Raw genomic sequence first — 2,779 nt, forward strand, 5'->3', positions numbered from 1 at the left:
GGCGTGCCGGCCGGAAGCCCTCGTACTGGACGTACTCGGGGTTTCGGCCGGTGCGGCGAGTGGGGGTGCCCCCTGCTCGAGCGGAGTCGAGAGCGCGGGGGAGCGTGCCGGGCGTCGTGACGGGGCGAACGTTGCCTGCCGCGGCACTAGCCGGCAAGAGGACGGCCAGGGGTCGCGGGCGAGGACGACGGTTCGGGGCCGGCCGTCACGTGCGTCGTCATGCCGGTCAGCAGCAGCGCTCCTGCTCCTCCCACGCCCTCGTCGACGTCCGGGCGTGCTCCGCAATGCCGAGGTGGCCTCGGCCAGCAGCGTCAGCCGGTCCAGTGCTTTCTGCCGTACCTCACCGACGTCATGGTCATCCATCGGTCCCACCGAGGCCGCGCGATGCACGGGAACGCCGTTCCCCTGCTCCACTCCGGGGGTCACCAGTCCAGGTCGGTACGGCACCGCACGAGCGCCGGCCGCGGTCCCGCTGGGTGCTCCGCCTCAATGACCACAGCCCTGCCCGCCCGGGCGTGGCGAGGCACAGACCGCGTACGAGCGGCCGGGGGGACACGTCCTGGCCGGGCAGAGCACCGCGCGTCACCGAACCACATCAAGGGGCCCCACGGCGCTTGGCACACGGCGCGGCGGTTAATCGTCCGCCTGAACCACACACCGCCAATCGCCCTGATCACCGGCGCGTCCAGCGGCATCGGTCTCGAGCTGGCCCGGCAGTTCGCGCTCCACGGTTACGACCTCGTGGTGAACGCCGAGGACGAACGGCTGGAGTCCGCCGCGCAGGGTCTGCGCGAGTCGGGCGCGGAGGTCCAAGCGGTGCGCCGATCTCCGGACGGCCGCAGGACGACACCGGCTGCTGGACGCGCTCGACGGGCTGACGGTCGACGTCGCCGTCCTCAACGCGGGAGTCGGCCAGGGCGGTGCTTTCGTCGACACCGACCTGACCGACGACCAGGAGATCATCGATCTCAACATCACCGCGACCGTCCGGCTGGCCAAGCCGCTGCTGCGGGCCATGGTGGCGCGCGGTGCCGGCCGGATCGCCTTCACCTCGTCCGTGGCCGCGACGATGCCTGGCTCTTTCCAGCCCGTCTACAACGCGTCCAAGTCCTTCGTGCAGTCCTTCGCCGAGGCGCTGGCGGAGGAGGTGAAGGACACCGGTGTCACGGTGACCTCGTTCATGCCGGCCGCCACGGAGACGGGCTTCTTCCGGCAGGAGGGCATGGCGGAGGACACCCGGATCGGCACCATGAAGAAGGACGATCCCGTACACGTGGCCGAGCAGGCGTTCAAGGCGATCGTGGAGGGCGAGAAGAAGGTCGTGACCGGATCCTTGAAGGCCGAGGCACAGGGGCTGGCCGGAAAGGTGCTGCCCGACGGAGTCAAGGCGGCGGCCCATCGGCGGCTGGCGGAGCCGGGGACCGGGGCCGGGACCGAGGAAAATCCCGGGCGGCGGGAGTGAGGGCGTGACCGCCGTCGGCGGCTGAAACCGTGCCCGTGTCGGGAAGGCCGCCACGGGCACTCCGGTGCCATGAGTCCTCACCGAACGGTTCCCGAATCCCTGGCTCTCCTGACGGAGGGCTACGCCTGGTTGCCCGACCTGATGCGCGCCGAGGGCGACACTGCGCTGAACCTGCGTGTCCTCGGACGCCCGGCCCTGGCCGTGCGAGGCCCCGAGGCGGTGCGGTTCTTCTACGACGAGGAGCACGTCCGGCGCCACGGCGCACTTCCCGGCCCGGTCCTGAGCACCCTCTTCGGCCACGGCGCGGTTCACACCCTCGACGGCGACGTCCACCGGCAGCGCAAGTCGCTCTTCCTGCCCCTGCTGGAGACCGACGCGGTGACGGGCTCGGCCGAGCACATCGCCACCGCCTGGGACGAGGCCGTACCGCACTGGCGGCAGCAGCCGAGCGTGGTGCTCTTCGATGCCGTCGGCCGGGTGATCACGCGCGGTGTCTGCCGCTGGGCCGGCGTCCCCCTCGCCGAGGACGAGGAGGAACCCCTGGCGCGGGACCTGCTGGCCATGGTGGACGGGTTCGCCACGGCGGGCGCCCGGCACTGGCGGGCCAGGCGGGCCCGCACCCGCCAGGAACAGCGGTTCGCCGGTCTCGTCACCGAAGTGAGGTCCGGGACGGCCCAGGCCCCGGCGGATTCCGTGCTGGACCGGGTCTGCCGCCACCGCGACGCCACCGGCGCCGAAATGACGCCCAGGATCGCGGCGGTGGAGCTGCTCAACGTCATCCGCCCCACCACGGCGCTGAGCTGGTTCGTGGCCTTCGCGGCACACGCCCTGCACCGTTGGCCCGAACACGGGAAGCGCCTGCGCGCGGGTGAGGCGGGGTTCGCCACGGCGTTCGCCCACGAGGTCCGCCGGTTCTACCCCTTCGCCCCCTTCCTGGGCGGCCAGGCCGTCACCGACCTGACCTGGCAGGGCCGCCACGTCTCGGCCGGCGGCCTCGTCCTGCTGGACGTCTACGGCCAGAACCACGACGAACGTCTGTGGAAGGATCCGTACTCCTTCCACCCGGAGAGGTTCCTCGACCGTCCGCCCCGCCGTGACGAACTGATCCCTCAAGGCGGTGCGGACCCACGGACCGGACACCGCTGCCCCGGCGAGGCCCTGGCGGTGGGCATCCTGGAGACGCTTTCCCGTCGCCTGGCCGACCTGAGCTACGAGGCTCCGCCGCAGGACCTGACCATCCCCCTGGACCGCGTCCCCACGCGGCCGCGCAGCGGAATGATCATCCGAGCGCTCGCGTAGCACGGGCACGGAGCCAAG

Annotated in this window: 1 protein-coding gene and 1 pseudogene; both read left to right on the plus strand. The window is 71.9% G+C overall.

The genetic code is table 11. The annotated features are described in order from the left end of the window. Positions 1 to 645: 645 nt before the first annotated feature. Positions 646 to 1,462 (plus strand): annotated as a pseudogene (locus tag ABZ281_RS45040) (SDR family NAD(P)-dependent oxidoreductase). 69 nt (positions 1,463 to 1,531) lie between these two features. After that, a complete protein-coding gene (locus ABZ281_RS45045) occupies positions 1,532 to 2,761 on the plus strand; it encodes a cytochrome P450 (RefSeq protein ID WP_356664140.1) in 1,230 nt (409 codons plus the stop codon). Positions 2,762 to 2,779: the final 18 nt, after the last annotated feature.

Source organism: Streptomyces sp. NPDC006265 (genome assembly GCF_040613555.1).
In the GTDB taxonomy this organism is placed as follows: Bacteria; Actinomycetota; Actinomycetes; order Streptomycetales; family Streptomycetaceae; genus Streptomyces.